The organism is Sphingobium sp. B2 (genome assembly GCF_007693735.1).
GTDB classification, from domain to species: Bacteria; Pseudomonadota; Alphaproteobacteria; order Sphingomonadales; family Sphingomonadaceae; genus Sphingobium; species Sphingobium xenophagum.
This window is the reverse complement of sequence record NZ_VDBZ01000001.1, coordinates 2,209,065-2,232,836: the sequence shown is the minus strand read 5'-3', so window position 1 is coordinate 2,232,836 and position 23,772 is coordinate 2,209,065. Positions and strand designations below refer to the sequence as shown.

The 23,772-nt window shown below is 63.4% G+C and carries 20 protein-coding genes and 2 pseudogenes; 5 read left to right on the top strand and 17 right to left on the bottom strand.

Annotation, left to right across the window (positions count from 1 at the left end; translation table 11 throughout):
- The first annotated feature begins 17 nt into the window (after positions 1-17).
- Positions 18-2,735 (top strand): valine--tRNA ligase, encoded by a 2,718-nt coding sequence (locus FE851_RS10785; protein WP_145202311.1) that lies wholly within the window; start codon positions 18-20, stop codon positions 2,733-2,735.
- A 156-nt stretch (positions 2,736-2,891) separates the two neighbouring features.
- Positions 2,892-4,343: an MATE family efflux transporter gene (locus FE851_RS10780; RefSeq protein WP_017181600.1), complete on the top strand. Its 1,452-nt coding sequence runs from the start codon at positions 2,892-2,894 to the stop codon at positions 4,341-4,343.
- Between the two features lie 158 nt (positions 4,344-4,501).
- Here FE851_RS10780 and FE851_RS10775 read toward each other — a convergent pair whose 3' ends face one another.
- Entirely contained in the window at positions 4,502-6,157 is a 1,656-nt protein-coding gene (locus tag FE851_RS10775) for an ATP-binding protein (RefSeq protein WP_145202308.1), read from the bottom strand.
- A 195-nt stretch (positions 6,158-6,352) separates the two neighbouring features.
- On the opposite strand from FE851_RS10775, the gene FE851_RS10770 reads away from it, so the two are divergent.
- Positions 6,353-7,441 carry an acyltransferase family protein gene (locus tag FE851_RS10770; protein WP_145202305.1) on the top strand — a complete coding sequence of 363 codons (1,089 nt, stop codon included), beginning with the start codon at positions 6,353-6,355 and terminating at the stop codon, positions 7,439-7,441.
- Here FE851_RS10770 and FE851_RS10765 read toward each other — a convergent pair.
- The 11 genes from FE851_RS10765 to FE851_RS10715 all read right to left on the bottom strand — a co-directional run bounded on the left by FE851_RS10765 (position 7,438) and on the right by FE851_RS10715 (position 17,987).
- Complete coding sequence (locus FE851_RS10765) at positions 7,438-8,442, bottom strand: LLM class flavin-dependent oxidoreductase (RefSeq protein ID WP_107125430.1); 1,005 nt, start codon at positions 8,440-8,442, stop codon at positions 7,438-7,440. The genes FE851_RS10770 and FE851_RS10765 overlap by 4 nt on opposite strands.
- A gap of 45 nt (positions 8,443-8,487) precedes the next feature.
- Positions 8,488-8,928, bottom strand: a complete 441-nt coding sequence (locus FE851_RS10760) for an Hpt domain-containing protein (protein WP_026149755.1) — start codon at positions 8,926-8,928, stop codon at positions 8,488-8,490.
- Between the two features lie 90 nt (positions 8,929-9,018).
- Positions 9,019-9,234 carry a sulfurtransferase TusA family protein gene (locus tag FE851_RS10755; protein ID WP_145202302.1) on the bottom strand — a complete coding sequence of 72 codons (216 nt, stop codon included), beginning with the start codon at positions 9,232-9,234 and terminating at the stop codon, positions 9,019-9,021.
- Between the two features lie 5 nt (positions 9,235-9,239).
- Positions 9,240-10,604, bottom strand: coding sequence for a ribosome biogenesis GTPase Der (gene der, locus FE851_RS10750; RefSeq protein WP_017181594.1), 1,365 nt, complete (start codon positions 10,602-10,604; stop codon positions 9,240-9,242).
- A gap of 129 nt (positions 10,605-10,733) precedes the next feature.
- Entirely contained in the window at positions 10,734-12,083 is a 1,350-nt protein-coding gene (locus FE851_RS10745; RefSeq protein WP_017181593.1) for a PQQ-binding-like beta-propeller repeat protein, read from the bottom strand.
- A 14-nt stretch (positions 12,084-12,097) separates the two neighbouring features.
- Positions 12,098-12,796, bottom strand: a complete 699-nt coding sequence (locus FE851_RS10740) for a tetratricopeptide repeat protein (protein WP_145204334.1) — start codon at positions 12,794-12,796, stop codon at positions 12,098-12,100.
- Positions 12,797-12,872: 76 nt separating this feature from the next.
- Complete coding sequence (panB, locus tag FE851_RS10735) at positions 12,873-13,745, bottom strand: 3-methyl-2-oxobutanoate hydroxymethyltransferase (protein WP_019053384.1); 873 nt, start codon at positions 13,743-13,745, stop codon at positions 12,873-12,875.
- A 96-nt stretch (positions 13,746-13,841) separates the two neighbouring features.
- Positions 13,842-16,301 (bottom strand): TonB-dependent receptor, encoded by a 2,460-nt coding sequence (locus FE851_RS10730; RefSeq protein ID WP_145202299.1) that lies wholly within the window; start codon positions 16,299-16,301, stop codon positions 13,842-13,844.
- 156 nt (positions 16,302-16,457) lie between these two features.
- On the bottom strand, positions 16,458-16,646 hold the full coding sequence (locus tag FE851_RS10725; RefSeq protein ID WP_145202296.1) for a YezD family protein: 189 nt from the start codon (positions 16,644-16,646) through the stop codon (positions 16,458-16,460).
- Between the two features lie 103 nt (positions 16,647-16,749).
- Complete coding sequence (locus FE851_RS10720) at positions 16,750-17,418, bottom strand: RBBP9/YdeN family alpha/beta hydrolase (RefSeq protein ID WP_145202293.1); 669 nt, start codon at positions 17,416-17,418, stop codon at positions 16,750-16,752.
- A 191-nt stretch (positions 17,419-17,609) separates the two neighbouring features.
- The gene (locus tag FE851_RS10715) at positions 17,610-17,987 is read right to left on the bottom strand and encodes a PRC-barrel domain-containing protein (protein ID WP_026149751.1); all 378 of its coding nucleotides are present in this window, start codon (positions 17,985-17,987) and stop codon (positions 17,610-17,612) included.
- Positions 17,988-18,073: 86 nt separating this feature from the next.
- Here FE851_RS10715 and FE851_RS10710 point away from each other — a divergent pair, with 86 nt between their 5' ends.
- A complete protein-coding gene (locus FE851_RS10710) occupies positions 18,074-18,505 on the top strand; it encodes an OsmC family protein (protein ID WP_107125434.1) in 432 nt (143 codons plus the stop codon).
- Here FE851_RS10710 and FE851_RS10705 read toward each other — a convergent pair.
- Both FE851_RS10705 and FE851_RS10700 read right to left on the bottom strand, forming a co-directional pair.
- Positions 18,477-19,403 carry a DMT family transporter gene (locus FE851_RS10705; protein WP_145202290.1) on the bottom strand — a complete coding sequence of 309 codons (927 nt, stop codon included), beginning with the start codon at positions 19,401-19,403 and terminating at the stop codon, positions 18,477-18,479. The two genes, FE851_RS10710 and FE851_RS10705, sit on opposite strands and share 29 nt — an antisense overlap.
- A gap of 55 nt (positions 19,404-19,458) precedes the next feature.
- A pseudogene (locus FE851_RS10700) lies at positions 19,459-20,058 on the bottom strand (class I SAM-dependent methyltransferase); the annotation flags it as partial.
- A gap of 23 nt (positions 20,059-20,081) precedes the next feature.
- Here FE851_RS10700 and FE851_RS26090 point away from each other — a divergent pair.
- Positions 20,082-20,231: a hypothetical protein gene (locus FE851_RS26090; protein WP_186378800.1), complete on the top strand. Its 150-nt coding sequence runs from the start codon at positions 20,082-20,084 to the stop codon at positions 20,229-20,231.
- A gap of 7 nt (positions 20,232-20,238) precedes the next feature.
- On the opposite strand, the pseudogene FE851_RS10695 reads toward FE851_RS26090, so the two are convergent.
- The 3 genes and pseudogenes from FE851_RS10695 to FE851_RS10685 form a co-directional block, all read right to left on the bottom strand.
- Positions 20,239-20,460 (bottom strand): annotated as a pseudogene (locus FE851_RS10695) (methyltransferase); the annotation flags it as partial.
- A 133-nt stretch (positions 20,461-20,593) separates the two neighbouring features.
- Positions 20,594-22,123 carry a CpaF family protein gene (locus tag FE851_RS10690; protein ID WP_017181583.1) on the bottom strand — a complete coding sequence of 510 codons (1,530 nt, stop codon included), beginning with the start codon at positions 22,121-22,123 and terminating at the stop codon, positions 20,594-20,596.
- Positions 22,120-23,685: an integral membrane-like protein gene (locus tag FE851_RS10685; RefSeq protein ID WP_145202287.1), complete on the bottom strand. Its 1,566-nt coding sequence runs from the start codon at positions 23,683-23,685 to the stop codon at positions 22,120-22,122. The genes FE851_RS10690 and FE851_RS10685 overlap by 4 nt, the downstream gene beginning before the upstream one ends.
- Positions 23,686-23,772 lie beyond the last annotated feature (87 nt).

The window sequence follows — 23,772 nt, the reverse complement described above, 5'->3', positions numbered from 1 at the left end:
CCATTAAGGGCGCTTCCATGACCGATCTGCCCAAGACATTCGACCCCGCCGATATCGAAGCCCGCTGGTACAAGCATTGGGAGACGAACGGCCTGTTCCGCCCCGAACGGCCGGACGCGCAGCCCTATACGATCGTCAATCCGCCGCCAAACGTGACCGGCAGCCTGCATATCGGCCATGCGCTCGACAATACGTTGCAGGACATCATGATCCGTTACGAGCGGCTGCGCGGCAAGGATGCGCTGTGGGTGGTCGGCACCGACCATGCGGGCATCGCGACCCAGATGGTGGTCGAGCGGCAGATGAATGCGCGCGGCGAGAAGCGCACCGATTACACGCGGGACGAATTCATCGCCAAAGTGTGGGAATGGAAGCAGGAAAGCGGCGGCACGATCACCGGCCAGCTGCGGCGGCTGGGCTGTTCGATGGACTGGAGCCGTGAACAATTCACCATGGACCCGCATTTCAGCAAGGCCGTGGTCAAGGTGTTCGTGGAACTGCACCAGCGCGGCCTGCTCTATCGCGACAAAAGGCTGGTCAACTGGGACCCGCATTTCCGTTCGGCCATTTCCGATCTTGAGGTGGAGACGAAGGAGACGCAGGGCGGCTTCTGGCGCTTCAAATATCCGCTGGCCGATGGCGTGACACTGGCGGACGGGAGCGATCATATCGTGGTCGCGACGACGCGGCCCGAAACGATGCTGGCGGATATGGCGGTCGCGGTCCATCCCGACGATGCGCGCTATCGCAGCGTGATCGGCAAGGAGATATTGCAGCCGATCACCGGACGGCGCTTGCGGATCGTTGGCGACGATTATGCCGACCCCGAACTGGGATCGGGCGCGGTCAAGATCACGCCGGGGCATGATTTCAACGATTTCGAGGTCGGCAAGCGCGCCGGGATCGCCGCTGGCGCGATGCTCAACATGTTCGATGCGGATGCCAATGTCGTGCAGACGGTGGACGGTCTGGTGCCCGACGCCTATCTGGGCCTGCACCGCTTCAAGCGCGATGGCGTGGACGGCGCGCGTGAGGCGGTAGTGGCCGAGATGAAGGCGCTGGGCTTCCTGGTGCCGCATGTCACGAAGAACAAGGAAGGCGAGGATGTCGCCGCGGACTTTGAGCCGCGCGTCATCCAGACGCCGTTTGGCGACCGCTCCGGCGTGGTGATCGAACCCTGGCTGACCGACCAATGGTATGTCGACGCCGCCAAGCTGGCCGTCGCGCCGATGCAGGCGGTGCGCGACGGGCGGATCGAGATCGTCCCCAAGACGTGGGAAAAGACCTTCTTCAACTGGATGGAGAATATCCAGCCCTGGTGTGTGTCCCGGCAGTTGTGGTGGGGCCATCAGATTCCAGCGTGGTTCGACGAGGATGGCGCATCCTATGTGGCAGAGACCGAAGCCGAAGCGCAGGCTATGGCTGGCAACAGGAAGCTGACCCGCGATTCCGACGTCCTCGACACCTGGTTCTCCTCGGCGCTGTGGCCATTTGGGACGCTGGGCTGGCCGGATGGTGCACAGGAAAAGGGGAGTCAATCGCTCGTCTCCCGCCATTACCCCAATGATCTGCTGATTTCCGGCTTCGACATCCTGTTCTTCTGGGACGCGCGGATGGCGATGCAGGGGATGGAGTTCATGGGGGACGTGCCATGGCGCAAACTCTATCTCCACGGCCTTGTTCGTGCGGCGGACGGGCAGAAAATGTCCAAGTCCAAGGGCAATGTCGTCGATCCACTGGGCCTGATCGACACATATGGCGCGGACGCCCTGCGCTTCTTCATGAGCGCGATGGAGAGCCAGGGCCGCGACGTGAAGATGGACGAGAAGCGGGTCGAGGGGTATCGCAACTTCGCGACCAAGCTGTGGAACGCCGCGCGCTTCCTTCAGTCGAACGGTGTCACGGCGTCGACCAGCATCGATGCGCCCGCCGCCACCCTGCCGGTCAATCGCTGGATCATCGCGGAGACGGTGGCCACCGTGCAGGCGATCGACACGGCGCTCGCCGACCTGCGTTTCGATGCGGCGGCCAACGCCATCTATCATTTCGTCTGGGACCAGTTTTGCGACTGGTATATCGAACTGACCAAGGGCGCGATGGATGACGAAACGCGCGCCGTCGCCGGATGGGCGTTCGACCAGATTTTGGTGATGCTGCACCCGTTCATGCCATTCATCACCGAAGAGTTATGGCACCTGACCGGCGACCGCGCGAGCGCGCTGATCGTCGCGCAATGGCCTAGGGCGCTGGCGGCGGTGGATACGGAGGCTCAGGCGGAGATTGACTGGCTGATCCGGCTGGTCAGCGCGATCCGCACCGGGCGCACCGAACTGAATGTGCCGCCCGGCGCGAAGCTGCCCATGGTGGTGCGCGACGGATCGGAAGAGACGCATCGTCGCCTCGACCGGCAGGGCGCGGCGCTGGCGCGGCTGGGGCGGATCGAAAGCCTGACCTTTGGCGAGCCACCCGCAGGCGGCGCGGCGCAGATCGTGGTGGATGAGGCGACCTTCATCCTGCCGCTGGAAGGCGTGATCGACATCGCGGCGGAAAAAGCGCGGCTCGCCAAGGCGCTGGCCGCCGCGGAGAAGGAGCGCGACGCGCTGGGCGGCCGGCTGTCCAACCCCAGCTTCGTTGAGAAGGCCAAGCCCGAAGCGGTGGCCAAGGCCCGCGAGGACCATGCCGAAAAGAGCGCCGAGGCCGAACGGCTGAAAGCAGCGCTGGACCGGCTGGGGTAAGTGAGTAGTCTGGCGTAGCAGAATATAGACCCGTTCGGGCTGAGCCTGTCGAAGCCTTGTCCTTTCCTTCAAGAAGGACGGCCCTTCGACAGGCTCAGGGCGAACGGGGGTGGAGGGTTCCATCCTCCGTTCGATTGGGTGGGCTGAGGAACGAACATGGCAGCGAGCACAGCGGGCGGAAAAGACCTGACGCAGGGGCCGATCGCGTCCACGCTGTTGCTGTTTGCCATTCCCACGCTGGCGTCGAACATCCTCCAGTCCCTCAACGGTTCGATCAATGCGATCTGGGTCGGGCGCTTTCTGGGGCCGCAGGCGCTGGCGGCGACGGCCAACGCCAATATCATCATGTTCCTGATGTTCTCCGTCGTGTTCGGATTTGGCATGGCGGCCACCGTCATGATCGGCCAGTCGATGGGGCAGCGGGATGTCGATGCGGCGCGGCGCGCGTTTGGATCGGCGGTCGGTTTCTGCATGGGGCTGGCGGTCGTCGTTTCGACCGCAGGCTGGCTGGGCGCGCCCGCTTTGCTGCGGGTGCTGGCGACCCCGGCGGAAGCCTATGACATGGCGCTGGTCTATCTGCGCGTCATCTTCATCGCCATGCCCGCCACCCTGTTGTCGGTGATGATGATGATGGGCCTGCGCGGGGTGGGGGACGCCCGCACGCCGCTCATTTTCATGATCGTCAGCGTGGGCGTCGACCTGATTCTCAATCCTGTGCTGATCCTGGGGCTGGGGCCGTTTCCCGCCATGGGCATCGCCGGGTCCGCGACCGCGACGGCGCTGGCGGGCTTTATCAGCCTGATCGGCATCATCGCCTATAGCTATGCCAGGGATCTGCCGCTGCGGTTGCGCGGCCCGGAGCTTGCCTATCTCCGTCCCGCCGCCGACCAGATGCGGGTGCTGCTGGGCAAGGGGTTGCCTATGGGGCTGCAAATGATCGTCATGTCGGCGTCGGGGCTGGTGATGATCGGCCTCGTCAATCGCGAAGGGCTGGCGGTGACGGCGGCCTATGGCGCGTCGCAACAGCTATGGACCTATCTCCAGATGCCGGCAATGGCGATGGGCGCGGCGGTCAGCGCCATGGCGGCGCAGAATGTGGGGGCGGGCCGGTGGGACCGGATCAGCCGGATCACAGGGGTCGGCATCGGCTATCAATTGCTGATCACCGGCACGATGGTCGCGGTAATGCTGGCGTTCCACGAGCCGCTGCTGAGCCTGTTCCTGGGCAATAACAGCGCGGTGATGGCCGAAGCCTGGCACATGCAGTTGCGGGTGAGCTGGAGCTTCCTGGCCTTTGGCTGCACCATGATCCTGTTTGGCGTGATGCGCGCCAATGGCGTGGTGGTAAAGCCGCTCATCATCCTGATCTTCACCCTGTTCGTGGTGCGGATCGGCTTTTATTATGTCGGTTATCCGCTGATCGGGCCGGACGCGCTGTGGTTCAGCTTCCCGGCGGGGTCGTTCGTGTCGCTGCTGCTGGCGTTCCTCGTCTATGCCCATGGCGGCTGGCGCAAGGCCAAGCTGCTGGTGCCGGTGCATGAGGAAGAGTGCCGCGAGGCCGTGAACAGCGAGGCGGAGCCGGCCGGGCGGATCGCGCCCACCGGGTAAGGGGTCTTTTGAAAAATGCGCCGAAGGGCGCATTTTTGCAGCCGCACCGGCCCTCTCCCCCACCCGGCCACCCATAGGCTACTATCGTGGGGTGGCCGGGTGGGGGAGAGGGCCGGTGCGGCACGAATGTGCTAAGGCACATTCAACAAAAAGCCGCTTTAGCGCCCTTGATTGCGCCAGCGGGTGATGGTGCGGTCGAGAATGGCGTCTTCGCCGCCCGACTGGCGCCAGAGTTCGGTGAAGCTGGGGTCGCCCGACGCGGGGCGGCGATGTTCTTCCAGATTGTCGAGCGCGACGCGGATGGGCACTGCGACGCCTTCGCCGCAGATGATCGCTTCCCGATTGCGCAGCGCCGGGATGGAATCGAGGAAGCCGCGCGCGCCTTCGGGCATGGCGGCTTTCACGAAGGCCTGGTCGCGATCATTGTTCAGGCGCATCGAAATGATGGTGCCGCACTGGGATAGCACGCCTTCGGCCAGATCGGACGGGCGCTGGGTGATGAGGCCCAGTGAGACGCCATATTTGCGGCCTTCCTTGGCGATCCGCTCCAATATCTTGCGCACCGCCTGACCCGCGCCGGTGGTGCTGTTGGGAATGTAGCGATGCGCCTCTTCGCAGACGAGCAGGATGGGGCGCTGCGGTTCGTCGCGCGCCCAGATGGCATAATCGAACACTAACCTGGACAATACCGACACGACGGTGGAGGTGATGTCGGACGGCATGGCCGACACGTCGATGATGGAGATAGGCTTGCCGTCCGATGGCAGGCGGAAAATCTTGGCGATGAAGGCCTGCATCGTGTCGGCGACCAGCATGCCGGAAAACATGAAGCTGTAGCGCGGGTCGGCCTTGATCTCGTCAATCTTGGTCTTGAGCCGCATATAGGGCAGCGAGTTGGTACCCTTGTCGAGCTTGCCCATCTCATTCTGGAGAATGTTGGTCAGGTCCGACAGCAGATAGGGAATGGGCGAATCGACGGTCAGGCGGCCAATCTGTTCGGCCAGGCGGTTCTTCGATCGCGCCGCGAGCAGGCATTTGGCGAGAATGTCGCAATCGACGGTGCGTTCGGAACCGGACGAGGTGACGAACACCTCGCAATGTTCCTCGAAATTCATCAGCCAATAGGGCAGGGCCAGATTATTGATGTCGAACACGGCCCCGTTGCTGGCGAAGGCCGCGCCATATTCGCCATGCGGGTCGATCATGACGATATGCCCCTGCGGCGACAGGTCGCAGATGCGGTGCAGGATCAGCGCTGCGCTGGTCGATTTGCCGGTGCCGGTGGAGCCGAGCAGCGCGAAATGCTTGCCCAGCATCGAATCGACATACAGGGCGGCGCGGGTGTCGTTGGTCGGATAGACGGTGCCGATTTCGACATTGGCCCGGTCGTCCGCAGCGTAAATCTGCTGCATGTCGCTGCCCGACACGGGGAAAATGTCCGTGCCCGGCGTGGGATAGCGGGTAACGCCGCGACGAAAGCGATGGATGCGGCCGGTCAGCTTTTCCTCTTCGCCCTCGCCCAGAAAATCGATGTCGGCGATGATGCTCTGGCTCGCCTGATCCAGCGTCATCGCGCGGACGCTGGCGACCAGCCAGCATTCGCCCACCCGCATCTTCACCTGGCTGCCGACCTGCCCGGCCATGGCGGTGCAGGGATCGAAATCCTGACCCAGGACGGCGAGCCGCACAGGGTCTATCATCACCTTGGAACTCGACCCGGCGATCTGGAACACCATACCCATGGCCTGCCCCAAGGCGGGGTGCGCGGACGGTACAGCATTACAAAATTCATGTACGCCCGGCATCTGGGTCATGAGCCTTTGTCATCCCTTTGACCGGAGCGGATTCCGGCAAACAGAGACTTGTCTAGGCGATGAAGGTAAAGATTGGCTTATACGCGCGGACGGTTAACAGGGCGTAGGCACGGGTCCGAAACGGATCGACCTTGCCATGCGGGGAACAGCGGGCCAATTGGCGCATTGTTGCCGCGTAACTGTCAGGATCTTTGTTTGTCCGAAACGATATTGGCCGATGGAGCGCGTCGCTCCGACGCGATCGCCATTGCCCGTGTCATCTGCATCCTTGGCGTGGTCTATGTCCATGCCTGGACCGGGCAGAATGGGGAAGCGCTCGCGGCGCTGCGCGGCAGTGCGCAGGATAATCTGCGCTGGGCATTGATGGAGACATTCGGGCGCAGCGCGGTGCCGCTGCTGGGGCTGATTTCCGGCTGGCTGGTGGCGGGATCGGACACTGCGCGCCATTGGGCGCCGCATGTCCGGCGCAAGGCGCGCACGATATTGCTGCCGATGATTCTGTGGAACGGGCTGGCGATCCTGCTCGTGTCGGGCACGGCCTACCTCTGGTCGCTGAGCGCGCCGGTGCCGACATCGCTTTGGTGGGTGGTGCAGGAAGTGCTGATCATCAGCCGCAACCCCGACATCAATGTCCAGATGCCGTTCCTGCGAGACCTGTTCCTGTGCATGGTCGCCGCGCCCATGCTGGTGCGTTCGCCGGGATGGGGGCTGTGGCTGGTGGTCATGGCGACCGCTGCGGCGCATGTGGCGGGGCTGGGGCCGCCATTGCTGATGCGGGCGTCGATCCTGTGCTTCTTCACGCTCGGCATCCTTGCCCGGCGCGGCGCGTGGGCGCAGAGGGCGATCGCCCTGCCGCTGGCGGGGGCGTTGCTGCCCTTTGCGCTGATGATCGGCGTGCAGTTTTGCTTGATGGTCGGGCTGGTCGACATGCCCTACGCGCCGGTGCGCAATGCGATCGACCTGATGGTGCGGATCGCGGCCACGCTCGCTTTCTGGCGGTTGGCATGGACGCTGGCGGGGAGCAGGGCGCGCGCTGTGCTGCTGCGGATCGAGCCTTTTGCCTTCTTCCTCTTCTGCGCGCACCTGATCCTGATCTGGCTGTTCGGGCCACTGCTGGGCAAGCTGTTCGGCAAGCTCGGATCGCCGCTCTATCCCGTCTACCTGCTGATCCAGCCATTGCTGGTGCTGGGCGCGGTCATGCTGATCGCTACCGGGCTGCGCCGGATCGCGCCCGGCGCGGCGAGCGTGCTGAGCGGTGGCCGGTTGAAACCTCGCTCGCGTTAAGCCGGTTCGCGGGCGGTAAGCGCCTGTGCCGCGGCCATGGCTATGGCGAAACTGTGCTTGCGCGCCTGCACATCATGGATCTGGCCCGTGAGGATCAACTCGTCCGCCTGGGTACGGCGCAGGAAGGCGGCAATGTCGCGCTCGACATCGGCTTGGGTGCCGATGCTGGAAACGCTCAACACGTCGGACAGCATCGCCTGCGCCTGGGGCGGCAGGCTGTCATAATAGCCCTCCACCGGCGGCTGGAGCTTGCCCGGCTGCCCGGTGCGCAGGCGCACGAACGCCTGCTGCATCGAACTGGCCAGCAATTGCGCTTCTTCCATGCTGTCGGCGGCAAAGACGTTATAGCCCGCCATGACATAAGGATATTTCAGCTGCGCCGACGGACGGAAATCGCGGCGGTAGATGGCGATTGCCTCATCCAGCGCGCCCGGTGCGAAATGGGAGGCGAAGGCGTAGGGCAGGCCGAGCGCGGCGGCGAGCTGCGCGCCATAGAGGCTGGACCCCAATATCCACAGCGGCACATCCTCGCCCGCGCCCGGCGTCGCTTCTATGCCCAGCCGCTCGTCACCCGCGAAATAGGCCTGCAATTCCATGACGTCGCGCGGGAACTGATCCGCGCCGCCGGCCAGATTGCGGCGGATCGCCTGCGCCACCCGCTGGTCGGAGCCGGGCGCACGGCCCAACCCCAGGTCGATCCGGTTGGGGAAAAGCGCCGCAAGCGTGCCAAATTGCTCGGCAATGAGCAGCGGGGCGTGGTTGGGCAGCATGATGCCGCCTGCGCCGATACGGATGGTGGAGGTCGCATGGCCGATATGGGCCAGCACGACCGATGTGGCGGCCGACGCGATGCCGGGCATGCCATGATGTTCGGCGACCCAGTAGCGATGATAGCCCAGCGCCTCGGCATGGGCCGCAAGATCGGCAGCATTGGCGAGCGCGGTGGATACGCTGTCGCCTTCGCGGACGGGGACGAGGTCGAGCAGGGAAAAACGTGTCATGCCCGCTATATGGGGGCATGATGAGTTTTATTTCAATACGGGAAATCAGACGGCGCGACCAAATCCCTGTGGCGGGGTGTCTGCGCGGCGGCCAAAGGTCACGGGGCGGCGGGCAACCAGCGGATTTGCGTCCCGGTCGAGCAGCGCCATCGTTTCGGTAAAGCAGGGACGCAGCGCAACGACGGTTTCGATCAGTTCGTCCGGGCCTTCGCGGGTTTCCACGCATCGGCGGGCGACCATCTCGATTTCTTCGGCCATGGCGCTCAGCCGATAAGCACCGAACTGGGCCGATTCGCCCTTGAGCGTATGGGCCGGCGTCACCAGCGCAGCGGCATTGCGGGCACGAAAGGCATCCTCGACCGCGCTGATGGATTTGGCGCCATCTTCACGGAAATAGCCAAGGATGCGCAGAAATGCCGCACCCAGCTCACCGCGGGTTCGTGCAAAATCGCTCCAATTGACGAGGTCGGCGTCTTGATGAGGCACCCGTGCCACTCCTTGTTCTACGAACGGGAAAATAAGTGGCGCGCGTAAATAGAGCGTTAAAGCGTGGCGAGCAGCAACCGATTGTTTGCGTCAATCCGGAGCCATGCGCGACAACGCATATTGGTGCGTGTCGAGGACCGCGAAAAGCCAGCCATTTTGCCGGGCAAGCGCTTCCAGTTCGCGCCCGGCGATCGGGTCATCCGCTGCGATCCTGATGGCGGGCGTATCGCGCATGGCCCGTGCCGCGCGCAGGGCGGGCCAGGGGCATTTCATGCCGCGTGCATTGACGATGACCGGGTCGGCCATTGCGCCTATTTGCCGAAGGGATTTTTGGCGCTGCGCAGCGTCAGCCGCACCGGCACCGCGCCAAAGCCCAGTTCCTTGCGGATGCCGTTGACCAGATAGCGACGATAGCTTTCGGGCAGATCATCGAGCCGGGTGCCGAACAGGATGAAGCCGGGCGGGCGCGTCTTGGCCTGGGTGATGTAGCGCAGCTTGATCCGCTTGCCGCCGGGCGCTGGCGGGGGATTGGCCTCCAGCGCGCTTTCGAACCAGCGGTTGAGGACGCCGGTGGACACGCGCTTCGACCAGGTGGAGCGGGTTTCGAAGGCGACGCGGATCAGATCGTCCAGTCCCTTGCCGGTCGCGGCCGACACGGTCATGATCGGCACGCCGCGCACCTGCGCCAACCCGTCGAACAGCGCCTGCTTGATGCCCTGATACAGGGCCGATCCATGTTCGACCGTATCCCATTTGTTGAGCGCGACGACGAGCGCGCGCCCTTCCTCCAGCACCTTGTCGGCGATGCGCAGATCCTGCGCCTCCAGCCCGCGCGTCGAATCCAGCAGCAGCACGACGACTTCGGCAAAGTTCACAGCGTTCAGCCCGTCGGTGACGGCGAGCTTTTCCAGCTTGTCCTGCACCTTGGCATGTTTGCGCATGCCGGCGGTGTCGATCAGGCGGACGGGACGCTCCAGCCCCTCGTCATCGACCCACATCCAGTCGACGGCGATGCTGTCGCGGGTGATGCCCGCTTCCGGGCCGGTCAGCAGCCGGTTTTCGCCCAGCAGCCGGTTGATCAGCGTGGATTTGCCCGCATTGGGACGGCCGACGATGGCGAGCTTGAGCGGGGCGCTTTCCTCATCCTCGTAAAAAGTCTTGTCTTCGGATTCAAATTCTTCCCGCTCCAGATGCGGGAGCAGCGCCTGGAACAGATCGGCCAGGCCCTGACCATGTTCGGCGGAAAAGGGGATGGGTTCGCCAAGGCCCAGGCTGAAGGATTCCATCACACCGTCGTCGGCGGCCTTGCCCTCCGCCTTGTTGGCAACCAGCACGACCGGCACGTCATTGGCGCGCAGCCAGCGGGCTATTTCCTCGTCCAGCGGGGTGATGCCCGCGCGCGCGTCGATCATGAACAGGGCAAGGTCGCAATTGTCGACCGCCGCTTCGGTCTGCATCCGCATGCGACCGGGCAGGCTGTTGGCGTCCTCATCCTCATAGCCTGCGGTATCGACGATGATGAAATCCAGGCCAAGCAAATGGGCCTCGCCCTCCCGCCGGTCGCGGGTGACGCCGGGCTGGTCGTCGACCAGCGCCAGCTTCTTGCCGACCAGGCGGTTGAAGAGGGTGGACTTGCCCACATTGGGACGCCCGACAATGGCTACTGTGGGCAGCATGGAGGCCCGTATCCTTCCGAAAAATTCAAAATCGACAAACGCCGCGCTCCCGCGAAGGCGGGAGCCCAGTCCGTATCGGGGAACTGGACTCCCGCCTTCGCGGGAGCGGGCTTAGCATGTTTGTTGCTCTTAGCGGAGTGCCGTCAACTTTCCATCATCGGCAAGCACATAAAGCATATTGTTGGCGACGATGGGCGGGAGCGACATGGAGCGATTCATGTCCACATCGGCCTGCACGCTGCCATTGGTGGGATCGACATAGACCATCTGGCCGCGCGTCGACACGACGATCAGCCGATTGCCCGCCAGAACGGGGCCGGTCCAGCGGATCGCCTTGTCCTTCTTCTTTTCCTTCTGCCAGCGGCGCAGCTGGCTGACCCAGCGAATCTTGCCGGTGGCGCGCGCGACGCAGAGCAGGCGGGCGTCGCTGGTGACGACGAACACCCATTCGCCGACGACCGACGGGGTGGAGATGCCCGCAATGTTGATTTCCCACAGGCGCTGGCCGCTGGTCAGTTCATAGGAGGCCATGCGGCCGCCCTGACCGATCGCGAACACCCGGCCCCGGTCGATCACGGGATCAGCGTCGATGTCGGTCAGCGTCGCGACGGCGGTGGAAATGCTGGTGCGCGACAGCGCGTCGCCCCACAGCGTCCGGCCATTTTCATATCGATAGGCGGTCAGTTCGCCCGAACTATAGCCCGCGATCACCGTGCCCTGCGCCGCGGCGGGCGCGGCAACGCCGAACACGCCGGTCACCTGCAACGTGCCGCTGTCGGTCCACTGGGTTTCGCCGTCGGACTGGTTGAGCGCGAAAATCTGGTTGTCCTGACCCATCACATAGACATGGCCATTTTCCAGCGTCGGCGCGCCGCGCAGCGGCCCGGACAGATGCTTTTTCCAGATGATCGCGCCATCGGCGACGTTGAGCGCGAATACGTCGCCAAGGCCGGTGCTGGCGAACACCCGGTCGCCCAGGACGCTGACGCCGCCGCCGAAGAGCGAACGGCCATTGCCCTTGCCCTCGGCAGGCAGGCTGGTCTGCCACAATTTGCTGCCATTGGCCGCATCGAACGCGATGACATGGGCGCCAGCGTCAGTGACGAACAGCTTGCCGCCCGACACGACCGGCGATGCGGCGAGGCGCGCCTGTGGCGAACTGCCCTCGATCGAAGCGCTCCACACCTGCGTCGGCGATGCGCCGAGCGCGACATTGCCCATCGCCTTGGACGGATCGCCGCCCGGCTGCGCCCATTGATCGTTGACATAAGGGGCGGGCAGGGCGACGGGCACGTCGGCCAGAGCCGGTTCGACCTCGATACCCTGTTCATTGTTCAGGATGGACACGCGGTTGCCCAGCACCGGGGTCTTGGGGCCGCCCTTCTTGCCGCCGACAATGCCGCAGCCGGCCAGCAGCGCGATCATGAGGGTGAGCGTCACAGCGCGGCCGATGGGCGCCTTTGTCTTCATGCTGTCCATTCCCATGCGCTCATTCATCCCTGTGCCGGATCAGCGGGCGATTCCACCGCGTCGATCCCCAATAGTCCCGCCATCTGTCGCGCGCGTGAACGGATCGACTGGGGGACGTTGGCGTCCTTGGCGATTCCGGCGAACAGCGGCCCGGCGAGGTCATTCTTGCCCATCTTCATATAGGCGATGGCGACCAGTTCCCCCGCGCTGCCGAACCAGGGCGCGCCCTCGACCGCCAGCGGTTTCAGCCGATCGACGATCTGCTCCGGCTTCAGGCTGTCAAATTCCAGGGCGGTCTGGCGGATCAGCGCCACATCGCGATAGGGCTGGTCCAGCCCCGTGTCGGCGACCATCGCGCCATAGAGCGCGATCGCGCCCTTGGTATCGCCCTTGCGCGACGCTGTCCCCGCCTGCACCAGCAGTGCCGACGCGCGATAGCCCGGCTGGCTGGCCTTCGTCAGCGCGTCCAGTTGCTTGGCGTCAGGAGTGCCGCCGCCGGTTGCGGTCGCCAGCACGGCGTCCATCTGTTCCGACACAGCTTCCGCCTCGGTCTTGCTGTGATGCTGCCAGTAGAGCCAGCCGCCAAAAGCCGCCAGCCCGGCCACGACCGCGACCAATATCCAGCGCCCGTAGCGCTGCCACACGGTCAAAAGCTGGTCCTGACGGACGGCTTCATCGACCTCGCGCATGAAGGCTTCGCTATTTTGCGGCGTCAGGGCCACTTTATTCTCCGGGACATGGATCAGAAACAGATGGGCAGAAGGCGCGATCAATAGCGGCGCTTATGCCACAGGCAAATCACTTTTTAGGGCGATAGACCTGTTCTTCGGTAGGAAAGCTGCGCGCCCGCACGTCATGGGCGTAACGCTCCGCCGCGCTGGCGATCGTTTCGGCGATATTGTCGAAGCGTTTGACGAAGCGCGGCACCCGTTCGAACATGCCCAGCATATCTTCGGTCACCAGCACCTGCCCATCGCAATGGGCCGATGCGCCGATGCCGATGACGGGCACATCGACGCTGTCGGTAATGGCGACGGCCAGTTCCTCCATCACGCCTTCCAGCACCAGCGCGAAGGCGCCCGCCTGCGCGACGGCGCGGGCGTCGGCCATGATCTTGGCATGTTCTTCCTGGCTCTTGCCGCGCGCGCCATAGCCGCCCAGCGCATTGACCGCCTGCGGGGTCAGGCCGACATGGGCCATGACCGGGATACCGCGCTGGCTGAGGAAAGAGATGGTTTCGGCCATCACCTGACCGCCTTCCAGCTTCACCGCCGCCGCGCCGGTTTCCGCCATGATGCGGCTGGCGCTGGCAAAGGCCTGTTGCGGTGAGGCTTCATAGCTGCCGAACGGCATGTCGACGATGACGACGCTATGATAGCTGCCGCGCACCACCGCCGCGCCATGCGCGCACATCATGTCGAGCGTGACGGCAAGGGTGGAGGGCAGGCCGTAAATCACCTGTCCCAGCGAATCGCCGACCAGCAGCATATCGCAATGCGGATCGAGCAATTGCGCCTGCCGCGCGGTGTAGGCGGTCAGCATCACCAGCGGCTCGGTCGTTTTCCCCTCAAACTTGCGCCGCTGGATGGCGGGCACGGTCAGGCGCTTCATCGGCGCGGGCGTGGGATTGGCGCGGCTGGTCGAGGTGTCGAGCGTGAAGGTCGTGGACATGGGCAGGCTCTAGCCCAGCCAGTCGCGCGGCGCAAATGGCCAGCAATGGGCGGAGTGGCATGGTCGTGCCGCTCCGCCCACCGGGGGTGAGAGGGATCAGAAGCTGAATTTGATCGTGCCGCCCCAGGTTTGCGGATCGCCAGGCTGGCCGGCGATCAGGCCGGTGTTGCCGGGTGCGACCTGGAGCGTTTCGATATAGTCGACGTCGAGCGCATTGCGGACCCAGCCGAACATGTCGAACCCTTCGCCCCGGAAACCGGCGCGGAAGTTGGTCAGCGCATAGCCCTTCACATTGGTGTAGATCGATGGCGAGGCGTTGCTGTTCCAGTGCGAACGGTAGTTACCGTCCACGCCCAAATAGACCTGGCCTTCCTTCGCCAGCAGCGTCACCGGCTGGTTGATCTCCGCACCATAGGAGAAGGCCCATTTGGATACGCCGGGCAGATCGGCGCCGGAAATGTCGCACTGGCGCGGGCTGAGTGCGCCCGGCACGCCGGGCTGCGAATAGTCGGGCGTGGCATTGGCCGCCTGGAACGTGCCGCCCGACAGTTCGGGCGGGCAAGGCGCGTCCACGAACTTCTTATATTTGGCGTCGGTATAGGCGCCATTGGCATAGGCGGTGAAGCGGTCGCTGGCGACGATCTTGAAGTCCGCCTCGATCCCCTGCGACCGGACCTTGCCCGCATTGGCCAGATAGCCGCGCACCGTACCGAACTGGCCGCCATTCACCGTTGCCTGGAAATTCCTGATGTCGGTGCGGAAGGCGGTGAGGTTGAAGGTCGCCCGCCGGTCAAGGAACTGGGTTTTGAGGCCGATTTCATAATGGTTGACCGATTCCGGCTTCACCGTGCTGGCGTCATAATTGACCGTGTTGTCGGCGTTGAGCGGCAGGCCGTTCTGGTTGATCCCCAGCGTCTTGAAGCTCTTGGCATAGGTCGCATAGGCCAGCACGTCGCGGGCGATCTTATAATTGATGTTGAAGTCGTAGGTGAAATTCCAGGCGCTGTCGGACGGCGCGCTGACCTGCGGCTGATAGACGCCGCATTGCTGTGAGGTTCCCTTGATCGTCCCCGGTTCAGCGACGGCGGTGCAGCTGATGGCCTGACCCTGAGCGTTGGTGACGACGCGCTGATAGAAGCCTGATTTCTTGTCATAGTTCAGGCGCAGGCCCGGCTGGATCGTCAGCGCGTCGGTTACCTTCCAGCTCAGTTGCCCGAACAGCGCCGCGCTGTCCGCCTTGAGCCACTGGGTGTTGCTGGCGGTCAGGCCAGCGAGTGTCGCGGGGTTATTGGCGGGGTTGGCCGGATCGGTCGATGGTGCCAGGCTCCATTTCGCGGCGGCGCTGCCCTGTTGCTCCGTCCCCTGGGTGTCGACGCGCTGCTTGAAGCCGAAAAGGCCGACAACGAAATCGACATGCTGGCTTTCGTAATTGTAGCGGAATTCCTGGCTATACTGGTTCTGCTGAGAGGGGTTTTGCGATCGGGATACGATCGACAGGCCGGTAAAGTCGCGGTCATTTTCCGGCTTCCAGTCCCAGAAGCGCCAGGCGGTAACCGACGTCAGCGTGCCGGGGCCGACATCCCATTTGATCTTGGCCGACACGCCGCCAATCTTGTTGCCAGCGTTCAGGTTGGAATCGAGGTCGGTCAGCCGGTCATAGGGATTGCGACTGGGGACGACATAATTTTGCGCCGCCGCCAGCGCGTCATATTGGCGGTTAAGCGGGCGCTGCGTTTTGCCGACGCGCACGAAGGTGGTGCCACAGCATTCGGGGTTCTGGCGGCTGTAGTCGCCCGACAGGGTGATGCTGAAATCCTCGCTCGGCTTGAACAGCAATTGCCCGCGAAGGCCCAGATTGTCCTGTTCGTTGATCCAGCGCTGGCTTGTCACATTGTAGAGCGTGCCGCGTCGGCTGGTCGACGCCATGGCGATGCGCACGGCGACCGTGTCTGACAACGGGCCGGAAACAGCCGCCTTTGCCTGTTTGAGGTTGAGATTGCCCACGGTCAGTTCGGCGCGGCCTTCGAAATCGAAGGTCGGCTGGTTGGTCGTGATGTTGATCGCGCCTGCCGTGGTGTTCTTGCCGTAGAGCGTGCCCTGCGGCCCGCGCAGCACTTCGACCTGCGCGACGTCGAGAAAGTCGAAGGTCGCGGCGGCAACGCGGCTGTTATAGACATCGTCGACATAGATGCCGACGCCCTGTTCAAAGCCGTCGCTGGTCAGGCCGAATGGCACGCCCAGGCCACGAATGTTGACCGAGGTGTTGCGCGGGTTGGTGGTATAGACCTGCAAGGTCGGCGCGAGTTGTTGCAGCTTCACGATGTTGAAGTTGCCGGTGGCTTCGATGCTGTCGCCACGGACCACGGAAACGGCCAGCGGCACTTGCTGCGCCGTTTCCTGACGGCGGCGGGCGGTCACGACGATGACGTCGCCGCGCGGGTTTTGCGTTTCGGCGGCCGGATCGACCGGCTGCGGCGTCGTGTCCTGCGCATGGGCGGCAGGCGTGATGAAGGAAGCGCTTGCCACGCTGGCAAGCAACAGAAAACGCGCAATCATATTGGTCCCCTTTTCCGGCGGTCCGGTGGTTGTCGATCGCGGCGTTTCCGGTGGTCCGGTCAAAGCCTGTAATGTCGGGGTGATGCTGGATGATGCGGCTCACCCCCTTGCCGCACGGGCCGTGATGACCCGGTCGCTCTTGCGCGCCCTATATGGTCAGTTGGTCAGGCGCGTCTTTTCCGTAACGTCGATCTGGACCACGCGGGCGTCATGGACGGTCAGCGTGATCGATCCGAACTTCAGGCCCGTCAGCACGGCGCGCACCTTGTTGATGCTGACCATGATGTCGGAGCGCTGGGTTTCGGTACGGCCGTTGCGCAAGTCAGTTGGTAAGGTGTCTTTCATATGGCCTCCGTTCCGCGCTATATATCAACTAAAATGATAGACAAAAAAGCAAATATAGATGGCGCGCAACTTTCTCTTTGTCGCTCCCTGCCGGAGCCAAGGATCATCGGTGGGCGCGCGCACTGGCAGCGATCAGCGGCTGCCGCGCAAGTGGCATGGCCGGGCGGGACTGACGCATGGCGGACGCCTGTTCCCGCGCATGGTCGATCAACCTTTCGAGCAGTCCTTGCCCGAAGCGCCAATCGCCAAGGCCGGAAGCCGCGTTGATATGGCCGGCATGGCCAGCATCCACAAATTCGCTGCCCCAATATTTGCCGATGCTATGGGCGCGCTCGAAGAAAATATAAGGATCGTCCCGACTGGCCACCAATATGGAGGGGAAGGGCAAGGGCGCGCGTGGCGTGGGGCCAAAGCCGCCGATCATTTCGGGCGTTTCCATCCGGTCGCAATCGGGCGGGGCAACCAGCAGCGCGCCGGTCACCGGCCAGCCATAGGCCTGGCTCTGCAAGGCGCCCCACCATGCGACCGCCATGCAGCCCAGGCTGTGCGCCGCCAATATGACGGGGCCGTTGGCGGCGCGGATCGCCGCGTCCAGCCGGGTGACCCAGGCATTGCGATTGGGGCTGGCCCAACTGCCAAGATCCACCCGCTCACAATCGCCGCGCGTTTCTTCCCACAGGCTTTGCCAGTGGTCCGGCCCGCTATTGTTCAGGCCGGGAATGGTCAGCACGAGCGGTTGGCGCGTGTCTCCCGAAAATCCGAATCGCTCCATGATCTGGTCCTCAATCCTGTCTATCCAGGCCATGACCGTAATTCTACTATTTCGATAGACAATTGGTCAACGACGGAATGTGGCAGAATCCGGGCAATTGGAATGGGTAGGTGGGAAGGGAGGCGAAGAAGCGGAAAACGTGGCGGCGGACAGGAGCGGCCTTGCGGCGGCGCCCGTCCGCCAGCACCATTTTACCAGGGGTAGATCAGGCCATAATATTGATAGACGTTGCGGCCATAGCCTTCGTCATAGTCGGGCCGTTGATCGGCCATGTAATGCGGGGCCTGCTCCAGCACCTTGCTGTCCAGGTCGACGACATAGCCGCCCTGTTCGGTGTCATAGTTCAGCATCGACCAGGGCAGGGGATAATGGTCATTCCCGATCCCCAGAAAGCCGCCGAAGGACAGCACCGCATAACGGACCTGCCCCGACATCTTGTCGACCATGAAGTTGGAGATTTTGCCGAGCTTTTCGCCCTGCCGGTTATAGACGGCGGTACCCTCCACCCGGTCGGACGCAATCAGTTCGCCATGATTGGCCGCATGATTGATCATTGTCGTTTCAGACATTGTCATTCTCCTGCATCAGTGGGGTTATATCTATGCAACCACGAGCGACGCTGGGGGTTCCTTGTCGATTAGCAGGAGATAGAAGCATGAAGATCAATCGCAGCGGTTCGGCGGTGTGGAGCGGCGGGCTGAAGGACGGCAAGGGCGCGATATCGACCCAGAGCGGCGCGCTGGACGCCTATCCCTATGGCTTTGCGACGCGTTTTGAAGGGGTGCCGGGCAGCAACCCGGAAGAATTGATCGCCGCCGCCCATGCCTCCTGCTTCACCATGGCCCTGTCGCTGATCCTGGGGGAAGAGGGATTTACCGCCAGCAAGATGGAAACCAATGCCGTCGTCACGCTGGAAAAGCAGGAAGATGGCTTTGCCGTCACCGCCAGCCATCTGACGCTGAAGGCCAGCATCCCCGACGTCGACGAGTCGACATTTCAGGATCTGGCGGCAAAGGCCAAGGCCAATTGCCCGATTTCCAAATTGCTGAAGGCCGATATCAGTCTGGAGGCAGAGCTGCTGTCCTGACCCGTGCCGCCTTGCCGCGGACATGTTCGCGCCAGGCGATATAGAGGCCGCTGGCGATGATCAGGCTTGCCCCGATCCAGGTCGTCGCCAGCGGCCATGGCGCGCCGATCGCCAGACCCAGCAGCGTCGTCCAGATGATTGCGCTGTAATCCATCGGCAGCACGACCGACACCGGACCCCAGCGCAGCGCGGCGGTCAGGCAAATCTGCGCGATGCCGCCAAACAGGCCGATCAGCAGCAACAGGCCCCATGTGACCGGATCATGCATCTGCGCGAAAAAGGGCATGGCGATGCCCAGCGGGATCATCGACAGCGTGGTGAACCAGAATACCACCACGCCAGCGCTTTCGGTACGGCCCAGTTCGCGCAGCACCAGGCTGACGCTGGCGGTCACGAAAGCGGCGGCGATGGCGACCGCGACGCCCTGTAGCGGGAAATGGGCGGCGTCGGGCCGCACCATCACCAGCACGCCGACAAAGCCGATCAGCACCGCAGCCCAGCGATGGATGCCCGTCGCTTCCCGCAGGATCAGCGCCGACAGGATCGTGCCGAAAATCGGCATGGTGAACCCGATTGTCGCGGCTTCGGCGGGCAGCAGCAGGATGTAGGACAGGAAGTTGAGCAGCATGCCGGTCAGGCCCAGCAGCATGCGGCTGGCATGGACGCCGATGCGCCGGGTTTGGACGCTGCGCAACCCGTCGGCCATCGCCACCCAGCCCAGCACGAAGGGAAGGGCCAGCGCCTGGCGATAGAAGAGCGATTCGACGACATGGACGCCCCGTCCATCGACTACCCGCACCGTCACGAACATGATGGACAGGCAGATGACAGCAGACAGCCGAAGTCCGATGGCGAATAGCGGTCGATGCGGTCGGGAATGGGGCGGGGCAGGCGTCACCGCTCCGCCTTAGCCCGGTTGCGCCATCGCGCAACCGGGAAGGGACGGCAAAATCCTATTGCATCGGCTTGACGAATTTCAGCGTCATGCGATCGCTTTCGCCAATGGCCAGATATTTGTCGCGGTCGACATCCTTCTGGCTCAACGTCGGGGGCAGGGTCCATACGCCCTTGGCCCAATCCGCCGTATCCTTGGGATTGGCGTTCACCTCCGTTGCGCCGGCATAGGTGAAGCCGGCGGCTTCCGCGATGCGGCGGATGGTGGAGAGTTTGAGATAACCGCTCGTCTTTTCCAGCGCGCTGTCGCGTCCTTCGGGCATGCGATGATCGACCACACCCAGCGTACCGCCCGGCTTGAGCATCGCGAAGAACGCCGCGAAGGTCGCCGCCTCCGTGCCGCCCATCACCATGTTATGGACGTTGCGGAAGGTGAGGACGGTGTCCACGCTGTTGGCGGGGATCGCGGCGCTTTCGTCGGGGAAGGGGACGACCGTTACCTTGTCATAGACGGTCGGCTTGGCGGCCAGGAAGGTCTTGTAACCGTCCAGATACCGCCCGGTCGGTTGCAGGGCATAGAATTTGCCCTGATCGTGCAGCAGCGGCGCCAATATTTCGGTGTACCAGCCACCGCTGGGCGCATATTCGACCACTGTCTGGGCTGTCTCTTATACACATCTAGATGTGTATAAGAGACAGGCTCAAGCCGGGCGGTACGCTGGGTGTGGTCGCTGTCTCTTATACACATCTAGATGTGTATAAGAGACAGGCTCAAGCCGGGCGGTACGCTGGGTGTGGTCGCTGTCTCTTATACACATCTAGATGTGTATAAGAGACAGGGTCGGTGTCACGCCGAAAGAGGCCAGCGTTTCGGCCGGGTGGCGATATTTGTCGCGCGCGACATTGGCTGGCGTGCGGCTGGGCGCCGCGATGGCGGCGGCGATCGGGTCAGCCGCCTTGGGCGCGGCATGATCGCCATGCCCGGCATGCTGGGCGAGCAGGGGCAGGGCAGGCAGGGCAAGGCCGGTCAGCAGCAGTCCGGCACGGGCGAGACGGTTCATCGGCAGTCCTCTCTTGAAAAGTCAGGAGGAGGGTGTGCCGGTCGCGGCGAAGCGATGCAAGGGGGCTGGAGGGGAAATCCCCGCCAGCCACGCTTCGTCATGAAACAGCTTCGCCGTTTGTCTCAGCCAACGCTTACAGGCAGGCTTCCAGGAAAGGCTGATCGAAACCGAACATCCGCGCCTTGTCCAGCGTGTAGGGACGCAGGCCCATCGACCGATATTCGCCGACGATCTTCCCGCTGTCATCCTCATCATGATATTCGAACTTGAACAGTTCCTGCGTCACGATGACTTCGCCTTCCATGCCGATCACTTCGGTCACGTTGGTGATGCGGCGCGAACCGTCACGCAGGCGCTTGACCTGGATGATCAGATCCACCGAGTCGGCGATCTGCTTGGAAATGGCTTCCTTGGGGATTTTGATGTCCCCCATCAGGATCATATTTTCCATACGGCCCAGACATTCGCGGGGCGAGTTGGCGTGGAGCGTACACATGGAGCCGTCATGGCCCGTGTTCATCGCGGCGAGCAGGTCGAAACATTCCGCGCCACGAATTTCGCCCAGGATGATGCGGTCCGGGCGCATACGCAGGGCGTTCTTGACCAGATCGCCGATGGTGATCGCGCCATTGCCTTCCAGATTGGCCGGGCGGGTTTCCAGCGGCAGCCAGTGCGGCTGTTGCAGCCGCAATTCGGCCGCGTCCTCGATCGTGAGCACACGCTCGCCCGGATCGATCATTTTCGAAAGGGCATTGAGCATCGTCGTCTTGCCCGAACCGGTACCGCCCGAAATGACGATGTTGAAGCGGCAGGCGCCTGCAATCTTGAGCGCGGTCGCCATCTTGGGGCTCATGGCGCCCCACTGGGCGAGCATGTCGATGGTGATCGGCTTGGCAGAGAATTTACGAATCGAGATGGCGGTGCCACGCAGCGACAGCGGCGGCACGATGACGTTGACGCGGCTGCCATCTGGCAGGCGGGCGTCGGCCAGCGGCGTGGTCTGGTCGACGCGGCGGCCGACCTTGCTGACGATCCGCTGCGCGATCTGGAACAGATGTTCCTCGTCCCGGAACTTGATCGGCGCGATCTGGAGCTTGCCCTTCTTTTCGATATAGGTCTGGTCCGGACCATTGACCATGATGTCGGTCACGTCCGGGTCGGACAGCAATTCTTCAAGCGGGCCAAGGCCCAGCAGTTCATCGACCAGCACCTTTTCCAGCGCGAACTGTTCGCGCCGGTTGAGGGTCAGCTTCAGTTCCGCCAGCACTTCCATGATGATCGGGCGGAATTCCTCGGCCAGTTCATCCTTGGTCAGGGTTGCGGCGGCTTCCGGATCGACACGCTCCAGCAGGCGGGGCAGCACCTGCTCCTTGATCTTGTGGACGCTGGCTTCAAAACCCTGCGGTCCGGCGTCGGCCACATGTTCGTGATTGGCGCGGTCGGACAGGCGCTGGATGGCGTCGGCATTGCGCTGCATCTGGCTGGTCGGTGCCGCCAGTGGATCGACGCTCGTTTCGCCTGGCAGGGCCGCTATGTCGAGCGGGGGGAACTGATCGCCGCCGCGCGCTTCTTCCTTGGGCGCGCCGCCTCCCTGCATCGGCCGGGCAACGCCAAAGCCGGGCTTGATGCCAGCAGGTCCATTTTTCCGTCCAAAGGCGCTCATAAGTCTCCGCCAGTAATTCGCGATCGAAGCTGCCCGGTTGAGGGCCGATCAGATAGGGCTTGGGAAGGTGAATAAGATGGAAACTTTGACAAATGGCTAATGGACCGGCGGCCCGCCAGCAGCGCCAGTATCAGTAGCGCGATCAGGCTGACCGCAGCGCCGGCCGTTTCCTGCCACAACCGCACCCGTTCGATGCGGTAGGTGCCCGGCGTCGCGTCGAAGCTGATCAGCGGACCATGGCTCGCAATGGCCTGCCCGTCGCGCGTCACGCGCCAGATGGGAAAGGCTGCATGGCCCATCGTCACCGGGCCGGAGCGGGTCACGGTGATGCTGTCGCCGCGCGGAAGAGTGGCAAAGCGGCCAAGGTCGGTCCAGCGATCGACCCGATCGACGAGCGAAGCATCGAATCCGGCGGGCAGATATTCCGGTGCGTCCGGCTGGTGCCGTTCGATTCTGTTATAGTCGACAGGCATGCGCAGCAGGGCATGGGCTATCAGGCCAGTGAGCAGGAAGGGGAAGGCCAGCACCAAAGCCGCGCCAAACGCAATGATGCGGCGAGGCGGGCAGGCGGCGATCGCAGTGACGGCGGCAAATTCGGTGATGGCCAATATCCGCCAGGGAAATTGCACCTTGTCGAGCAGGTCTATGCTCCACAGCAGCGGGATCAGGTTGATCGCCGCCAGCGCCGTGCCGATCGTGATGGCGGTCCATAGCGATCGCGCGCGCCAGGCAAGCAGAACAAGGCCCAGCGCGATGGAGGGGAAGAGTTCAAAGTCCTCGCGCCAGATCGACCAGACGCTTGCCTGATATTTGCCAGTCCATAAGAGCGCGGTCGACATGTGTGCCTGAAGCGTCGCGGCGGGGAGCAGATAGAAAGCGGCGAGCGCAAAGGCGAGCAGGCCGGCAACAAGGCCCGGTAGCAACGTCGCGCGGTCCTGCACGATCCGCTGAAGCATCAATGGCGCGATCAGGAACAGGCCGGTCAGCGTTGCCAGTGGCAAATGGGTCAGGATCAGCGCGGCATAGGCGCTGGCGAGGAGCGCCACGCCACGCCGCGACGGCAGCCAGCCAATGCCCAGCGCGATCAACGGCAGCCAGACAAATCCGGCAAATTCCGCCAGTGCGCCGCGCACATACAGGTCGAACAGATGATAGGGCGCAACCATATAGAGGGCTGCGCCGATCAATGGTCGCGTTCCTCTCGCGGCCAGCCACGCATACATGGCCAGCCCCGATGCGATCAGCAACAGCAGGCCAGCGCAGCTTATCGCCTGTGTTACGCTCAGCCCGATCGCGTTCAGCCCGCCCGACAGCCAATAGGCGAGCGGCGGATAGAAATAGAAGGTCGGGCTGCCCAGCCCTTCGAAACTGTGCGGGAGCCAGCGTTCGTAAAAATGTCCTGCCGCGATCTGATCGCCAAAATGGCGGGTCCACATAAGATTGTAGAGATGGCTGTGGGTCGCGCCCGGTCCCCATAGCAAGGCAGGCAGCATCAGGCCGCAGCCCAGCAGGGTCAGCGTCCAGACCGGGTGCCGGCTGGCAAGGGAGGCGATGGCGCGCATGGGCCGGTGATGGCGCAATATGGTAAATGAAGCGTAAGGATGATGGCGCACACTTACGATCCATTAACCATTCTAGCCGATAGCGGA

What these genes read in the sequence shown, in the direction of transcription:
- FE851_RS10715 (WP_026149751.1), bottom strand. Translation starts at nt 17,987, where the DNA reads ATGTCTGAAACGACAATGATCAATCATGCGGCCAATCATGGCGAACTG.
- FE851_RS10755 (WP_145202302.1), bottom strand. Translation starts at nt 9,234, where the DNA reads ATGGCCGACCCGGTCATCGTCAATGCACGCGGCATGAAATGCCCCTGG.
- FE851_RS10775 (WP_145202308.1), bottom strand. Translation starts at nt 6,157, where the DNA reads ATGACCCAGATGCCGGGCGTACATGAATTTTGTAATGCTGTACCGTCC.
- FE851_RS10745 (WP_017181593.1), bottom strand. Translation starts at nt 12,083, where the DNA reads ATGGACAGCATGAAGACAAAGGCGCCCATCGGCCGCGCTGTGACGCTC.
- FE851_RS10710 (WP_107125434.1), top strand. Translation starts at nt 18,074, where the DNA reads ATGAAGATCAATCGCAGCGGTTCGGCGGTGTGGAGCGGCGGGCTGAAG.
- der (WP_017181594.1), bottom strand. Translation starts at nt 10,604, where the DNA reads ATGCTGCCCACAGTAGCCATTGTCGGGCGTCCCAATGTGGGCAAGTCC.
- FE851_RS10765 (WP_107125430.1), bottom strand. Translation starts at nt 8,442, where the DNA reads ATGACACGTTTTTCCCTGCTCGACCTCGTCCCCGTCCGCGAAGGCGAC.
- panB (WP_019053384.1), bottom strand. Translation starts at nt 13,745, where the DNA reads ATGTCCACGACCTTCACGCTCGACACCTCGACCAGCCGCGCCAATCCC.
- FE851_RS10685 (WP_145202287.1), bottom strand. Translation starts at nt 23,685, where the DNA reads ATGCGCGCCATCGCCTCCCTTGCCAGCCGGCACCCGGTCTGGACGCTG.
- FE851_RS10720 (WP_145202293.1), bottom strand. Translation starts at nt 17,418, where the DNA reads ATGGAGCGATTCGGATTTTCGGGAGACACGCGCCAACCGCTCGTGCTG.
- FE851_RS10730 (WP_145202299.1), bottom strand. Translation starts at nt 16,301, where the DNA reads ATGATTGCGCGTTTTCTGTTGCTTGCCAGCGTGGCAAGCGCTTCCTTC.
- FE851_RS10785 (WP_145202311.1), top strand. Translation starts at nt 18, where the DNA reads ATGACCGATCTGCCCAAGACATTCGACCCCGCCGATATCGAAGCCCGC.
- FE851_RS26090 (WP_186378800.1), top strand. Translation starts at nt 20,082, where the DNA reads ATGTGTATAAGAGACAGGCTCAAGCCGGGCGGTACGCTGGGTGTGGTC.
- FE851_RS10690 (WP_017181583.1), bottom strand. Translation starts at nt 22,123, where the DNA reads ATGAGCGCCTTTGGACGGAAAAATGGACCTGCTGGCATCAAGCCCGGC.
- FE851_RS10780 (WP_017181600.1), top strand. Translation starts at nt 2,892, where the DNA reads ATGGCAGCGAGCACAGCGGGCGGAAAAGACCTGACGCAGGGGCCGATC.
- FE851_RS10725 (WP_145202296.1), bottom strand. Translation starts at nt 16,646, where the DNA reads ATGAAAGACACCTTACCAACTGACTTGCGCAACGGCCGTACCGAAACC.